Annotated in this window: 5 protein-coding genes; all 5 read left to right on the top strand. The window is 36.5% G+C overall.

The window, feature by feature from the left end; translation table 11 throughout:
• Positions 1-126 precede the first annotated feature (126 nt).
• The 5 genes from hemE (at position 127) to glyA (ending at position 6,364) form a co-directional block, all read left to right on the top strand.
• A complete protein-coding gene (gene hemE / locus CCY16_RS03230) occupies positions 127-1,143 on the top strand; it encodes a uroporphyrinogen decarboxylase (protein ID WP_088414912.1) in 1,017 nt (338 codons plus the stop codon).
• A 61-nt stretch (positions 1,144-1,204) separates the two neighbouring features.
• On the top strand, positions 1,205-2,398 hold the full coding sequence (locus CCY16_RS03225; protein WP_088414910.1) for a pyridoxal phosphate-dependent aminotransferase: 1,194 nt from the start codon (positions 1,205-1,207) through the stop codon (positions 2,396-2,398).
• 204 nt (positions 2,399-2,602) lie between these two features.
• Positions 2,603-2,704 carry a hypothetical protein gene (locus tag CCY16_RS06245; RefSeq protein WP_245800752.1) on the top strand — a complete coding sequence of 34 codons (102 nt, stop codon included), beginning with the start codon at positions 2,603-2,605 and terminating at the stop codon, positions 2,702-2,704.
• A gap of 1,118 nt (positions 2,705-3,822) precedes the next feature.
• Complete coding sequence (locus CCY16_RS03210; protein ID WP_088414909.1) at positions 3,823-5,034, top strand: MFS transporter; 1,212 nt, start codon at positions 3,823-3,825, stop codon at positions 5,032-5,034.
• Between the two features lie 49 nt (positions 5,035-5,083).
• A complete protein-coding gene (glyA, locus tag CCY16_RS03205; protein ID WP_088414907.1) occupies positions 5,084-6,364 on the top strand; it encodes a serine hydroxymethyltransferase in 1,281 nt (426 codons plus the stop codon).
• The last annotated feature ends 107 nt before the right edge of the window (positions 6,365-6,471 follow it).

Below are 6,471 nucleotides of genomic sequence, written 5' to 3'. Positions count from 1 at the left end.
ATATTTATTCACAAGTTAAGTAACAAGAATCTTAGCTAAGTTTTAAGTTAATGACAAGTTATTGACAAAACTACTATTACTATTACTATACTTTAATATATAAAAGGGGAGAGTAAATTGGCTAGAATAAAGAGTGGTAAGGCATTAGTATCAAAGACTATAAAGGAGGGAAAGCAGGGCAGAAGAATACCTATCTGGCTAATGCGGCAGGCTGGCAGGTCTCTTCCTGAGTACCGCAGGGCAGTAAAGGACATAAGCAGTTTTATGGAAATATGCTACAACACAGACCTGGTGGTAGAGTTAACATTGCAGCCATTGGCAAGATTCGGCATGGACGCAGCAATAATTTTTTCAGATATTTTGATAGTGGCTGATGTTCTAGGTTGCGATGTAGACTTCGTACGCGGTGTAGGTCCGGTGATAAAACCTATAAAAAATTTCAAAGAATTGAGAAATCCACAGAAAATTGAAACTAAGACCCTACCGATCCTAAATGCTATAAGAAAGGTTAGAGACCAATTGCCAGAAGAAAAGTCTCTTATAGGATTTGCTGGAGGGCCATGGACGGTAGCTTCATATATAATAGAGGGCAGAAGCAGCAAAACCTTTTCTAAGGTGTTAAACCTACATCCCTCGAGTTTAGAGCGGGTAATTGAACAGATAACGGAAGTGACAATTTCCTATCTGGTTAAGCAAATAGAGTTTGGAGCAGATGTTATTCAGTTATTTGACAGTAATGCTGGTGTACTCTCAGGAGAACTATTTGAGGAGTGTGTTATCAAGCCAACAAAGAAAATTGTTTCAGCAATAAAAGGCGAGTTTCCTGATTTCCCGATAATAGGTTTCCCGAAGTCTGCTGGAAGCCTTTACAAAGATTATTGTGAAAAAACGGGTGTGTCCGCGGTGAGTATAGACTATAACGTTCCAATAGAATGGGCAAAAGAAAACCTAAAAATTCCCTTGCAAGGAAATCTTAATCCTAGCCTTTTAGCCTACAATAAAATAGAAGCAATTAAAGAAACGAAGCGCATAATAGATTGCTTTAGAGATTTACCTTTCATATTTAATCTTGGGCATGGGGTGCTTCCTAATACTCCGATTGAGAACATTGCTGCGCTAGTGGACCTAGTGAAGAGTCAGTAACAAAATTCCTAGCTTTTTTGTTGTACAAGGCTTATTATTTGAGTTTAGCTCTAGTAAAATTATGTCAGACCTTGCAGAAAGAATGCTCCTGATAAAGCCATCACCTACAATTGCTGTAACCGATAAGGCAAATAGGTTAAAAGATGAAGGAAAAAAAATCTGTGTTTTAGCCACGGGAGAACCAGATTTTGATACTCCGAATCACATAAAAAAAGTGGCCATTCAAGCGATAGATGAAGGTAGAACTAAGTATACTGCTGTAGATGGAACACGTGAACTTAAAGAGGCAATAATCAGCAAATTAAAAAGGGATAATAATCTTGAGTATGCACTTAGCCAGGTTTGTGTTGGTGCTGGTGCTAAACAGGTATTATTTAACTTATTTATGGCAACAGTTAACCCTGGAGATGAAGCTATAATCCCTGCTCCTTATTGGGTCTCGTATGTTGATATGGTAAGCCTTTTTGGTGGCTTGCCAGTTGTGATAGAGTGTGGGCAAGGCTTAAAACTGACACCGGAATTGTTGAAGAGCAAGGTGACCAAAAAAACTAAGTGGTTGATTCTCAACTCACCAAATAATCCAGCAGGGGTTGTATATACATACAGTGAGTTGGAAGGCATAGCACAAGTATTGCTTGAATATCCACATGTAAATATTGTTACAGATGACATTTACGAACATATAATATATGACGGGAAGTTCTTCACCATAGCTCAGGTTGAACCGAAACTTTACAATAGAGTTTTTGTGGTCAATGGAGTGTCAAAAGCTTATGCAATGACAGGCTGGAGAATAGGTTATATTGCAGGTAGAAGTGATGTAGTGAAAGCTATTTCCACATTACAGTCTCAGAGCACTTCTAACCCAAATTCGATAGCGCAAGCAGCAGCAGTTGAGGCATTGAACGGTGATCATAGCTTTTTGAAGGAAAGAATGGGAATCTTTAAAAGTCGTAGGGATTTTGTAATAGAAAAGCTAAATTCTGCTCCAGGGTTATTAGCGTCCATTCCGCAAGGTGCGTTCTATTTGTTTGTCTCGTGTAAAAATTTGTTGGGCAAAAGCACAAAGAGCGGTAAAGTAATAAATAACGATCTTGATTTTGCTGAATACTTGCTGGAAGATCATCTGGTTGCTGTGATACCGGGAATTGCGTTTGGCCTGAAGAATTTTATTAGAATTTCTTATGCAACCTCTCAGGAACAACTGGAGATTGGGTGTAACAGCATTATTAAAGCGTGTAAAATGTTAAGTTAACTTTTTTACACCTTCATGTATAATATCCTCACGTGTCAGTGAAGTGGAGTTAGTGTATAGCTTGAACGTATTTGTTGTTAGCTAGTCTATTTGAAATAGTATGGACTACAGCACTAAAATACGGCAGTAGTTCTACTCGCATTTTACCTGTAATAATAATTTTTGGTTTGTACTCCTGTAAGTCTTTACTAGTTATCGGTAGCAATGAAATTCATTCCCCCCCTTGGCACGTATTATGCGGTTTGGACTGGCGCGGGTTCTATAGGTGCAGCAACAATGGGAATAGCTTTTTTAATGATCCAGTAAATTTTGGGTGTTCATTTTTCATTATTTTAATGGTGATAGGCACTATAGGCTTGAAAGTGTTTACCAAATAAATAATTGAACACCAGATGTAAGAATATATATGCTAAAAATTGAGGTAAAATAAACGGTTCATGAATGCCTATTTTATAATGTCGAAGATGTTTACCTGAGTTATTTCGGATTCTTTTATTTGGAAAAAGGCTTTACTGACTTGGCAAGTATCTTTCCAATGTTTAGTTCTTCACTTTCCTCGTTTTGTTAAATTAAATTGGTATTATTTATTTTATCTACTAAATCTTTTCCTTCCTCTAGAGTTTTTTAAATCGCTTTCATTGATATAATGTTCATTGTTGAATTCTGCAACAATCTCTTTCTTTTTTGGATGAGTGTTTAGGAATTCCAATACCTGATGTTTAGCATAAGCTTGAATAAGTTCCTTATTAAATCTTGGGTCGTTATGTAGATCTTCTAAACTTTTGTCATAGTGTTTTGCTTGATTGACAGTAAATTTATTATTTCTTCTATGCCACTCAAAAATTCCTTATAAAGGTTTGCCGTATCTATTACCTACGTGTGCGGCAAGTGTTTGTTCAATATATTTCTGTTATATAATTTTGCAGCATGTTATCTGCTATGCTTATACTCATGGCTTACTTTGACTTTACATCTAATACTTTACACGCAGAAAGGTCAATATTGAGTTAACTGAAACGTTTCTGAAGCCAAACTTTACTAAAAATTGTATTATTTTAGATATAATTTTCACTGCAGAGTAAAAACATAAATAAAATGGATCTTATAACAAAAGTAAAGCTTAAGATAAAGGTAAATAAGGGCAAAATCATAAATGTTCTTATCATCTGTAATGTAATTTTTTAATATATCTTATCCGTAAACTAGTAGTGAAAATGGTAGAAAAATCATAAATAAGATAAAAAATCTCTTTTAAAATACCTTTTTCCGTTTAAGCAGCTAACACCAAAAATTTAGTTGATGTATAATTAATTATTTGCTATGAATTTAGCTCTGTTAAATTTCGGTAAATTAAACTAAGTGTTTATAAAAATATTGTTCTTTGTAAATAAAGTACCTATAATTCTAAGTTTGAGGTGAAGTTGATGCTACAGAGAAGTTTTTTAATATGGTTATTAGCATCGCTATTCTACGCATACCAGTATGTATTACGCGTAATCCCAAACATAATCGCACCTGAATTAATAACAAAGTTTAACATAAGCATTACGGATATTGGTCAATTTGGTGGGCTATACTATATAGGCTACACATTTGCTCACATACCTGTTGGTCTTGCCCTTGATAGGTTCGGACCAAAATTTGTTTTGCCTACATGTATTGTTTTAACGTTTGTTGGAACATTACCACTCATATGCTTTGATGAGTGGTATTACTTAATACTTAGTAGGATAATTGTTGGAGTTGGATCATCTGCTTCAGCAATTGGAATCTTCAAAATTGCAAGCATATATTTTTCACAGAAAAAATCAGCAAGAATGGCCAGTTTATCTATAATAATAGGATTGCTGGGAGCTATTTATGGCGGACTACCCCTGGATTTTTTGTTCAATAAGTTTGGTTGGGATTATGTTATATACGCTTTCTCAACGTTTGGTTGTTTACTTGCTCTGCTGCTATTCTTCATAACACCAAACAATAGTACAGAGAAGAATGTAAGTAGCAATGTATTTCAAGATTTAAGAACTGTGCTTTTCAACAAGCATATCATTCTAATCAGCTTTTTTAGTGGCTTAATGGTTGGTCCGTTAGAGGGTTTTGCTGATGGTTGGGCAAAGGCATTCTTATGTGAAGTATATCAAATGACCGGAGATCTAGCGTCCTTGCTTTCTTCTCTCATGTTTATAGGCATGGGAGCTGGGTCGTTCTTTTTAGCTTACTTCCTGGAGAGGCATCCAAATAGGCACTATGAAGCAATTATTGCATGTTCTCTTGCAATGATTGCTAGTTTTCTCTTGCTTTTTGCACAAGCTGGCGGTCTATATGTTGTACTGCCTGCACTTCTTATTATCGGCTTTGCATCTGGATACCAAGTGGTTACCATTTATAAAGCAATAAGTTATGTGGACAATAGCTTGGTAGGCCTGACTACAGCTGTGTCGAACATGATAGTTATGGTTTTCGGCTATTTTTTTCACACTGTAATCGCAAAAATAGTAGATTTATGTTGGGATAGAACAGTAATACAAGGAAATCCTGTATATGGTTCTGAGCTGCTGATAAAAGCGATATCAATCATTCCTATATGTCTACTTTTGGCTGCTTTTTGGTTCTTTTGGTTAAAGAAAAGGTCTTGAAATTGCTTATGGTATTTTGGTATTATTAGATTGAAGTGGAGTTTTACCTATGACAAGTGTTTCAGAGAGAATCTGTGACTCTAAAAATAGTTTAAAGTTTCTTGATGATGAGATTTATCAATCTATAGAGAGAGAGTTGCAGCGTCAAAAATCGCAATTGCAACTGATTGCATCAGAGAATTTTGCAAGTGAAGCGGTAATGGAAGCACAAGGTTCTTTTCTGACTAATAAATATGCAGAAGGTTATATAGGCAAAAGGTATTACTGTGGTTGTGAGTATGTGGATGAAGTTGAGAATTTGGCTATAGAAAGACTCTGTAAGCTGTTTGATGTTAGATTTGCAAACGTTCAGCCTCACTCTGGTTCTCAAGCAAACCAAGCGGTATTTGCTTCACTACTTACTCCAGGAGATACAATACTTGGGTTATCAATAAGTTGTGGAGGACATTTAACTCATGGTGCGGCACCGAACCTTTCTGGTAAGTGGTTTAAATCGATTCAATATGCAGTTGACAAAGGTACCTGTCTGCTTGATATGGACAAAGTGGAAAGGCTAGCACTCGAACATAAGCCAAAATTGATCATAGCTGGTGCTTCTGCTTACCCAAGAAGAATGGATTTCAAACGCTTTCGCGAGATTGCAGATAAAGTTAGTGCATATTTACTTGCAGATATTGCTCATTATGCTGGACTTATTGCAACGGGTGAATATCCGTCCCCTGCTAAATATGCGCATATTATAACTTCCACGACTCACAAAACTCTGCGTGGTCCTCGCGGTGGAGTGGTAATAACAAATGATGAAGCACTACATAAAAAAGTTCAATCCGCAATTTTCCCGGGGTTACAAGGTGGGCCGCTTATGCATGTGATAGCTGCAAAAGCTGTTGCATTTAAAGAGGCATTGGCGCCAGAGTTTAAAGCCTATATCAAAAGAGTTGTGGAGAATGCGAAAGTGCTAGCTCAAGCGTTGCAAAAGCATGGGCTGAGCGTTATAACCGGTGGCACTGACTCTCATATAGTACTAGTTGACTTAAGACCGCAAAAATTGACTGGAAAAGGCGTTGTAGATAGCCTTGAAAGGGCTGGTATTACCTGCAATAAAAACTCTGTACCATTTGACATGGAAAGACCGACTATTACTTCAGGACTACGTTTTGGCACTGCTGCTGAGACAACACGTGGACTTAAGGCAGAGAATTTTAAAGAAATAGCTGACCTAATAAATGAAGTGATTCAAGGATTAATTAATGGAAATAGCGCAGATGTTGAGAGAATGGTGAAAAATAAAGTTAAAAAGATTTGTGATGATTTTCCTATTTATCAGTAGTTGCTATAAGCCGTGAGAGCTGCAAAAAATCACTTGATAAACCTCGCTAATTCTCTTATTAATCATGATGCTGAAGGTATTCAGTTATCTTCAATCTGTGCAGATTA

The organism is Wolbachia endosymbiont of Wuchereria bancrofti, assembly GCF_002204235.2.
In the GTDB taxonomy this organism is placed as follows: domain Bacteria; phylum Pseudomonadota; class Alphaproteobacteria; order Rickettsiales; family Anaplasmataceae; genus Wolbachia.
Note: the sequence above shows the minus strand (reverse complement) of the source record. Positions and strands in the feature narration are given on the sequence as shown.

Coding starts and splice junctions, on each gene's coding strand:
- glyA (WP_088414907.1), top strand. CDS start 5,084: ATGACAAGTGTTTCAGAGAGAATCTGTGACTCTAAAAATAGTTTAAAG.
- CCY16_RS03210 (WP_088414909.1), top strand. CDS start 3,823: ATGCTACAGAGAAGTTTTTTAATATGGTTATTAGCATCGCTATTCTAC.
- CCY16_RS03225 (WP_088414910.1), top strand. CDS start 1,205: ATGTCAGACCTTGCAGAAAGAATGCTCCTGATAAAGCCATCACCTACA.
- CCY16_RS06245 (WP_245800752.1), top strand. CDS start 2,603: ATGAAATTCATTCCCCCCCTTGGCACGTATTATGCGGTTTGGACTGGC.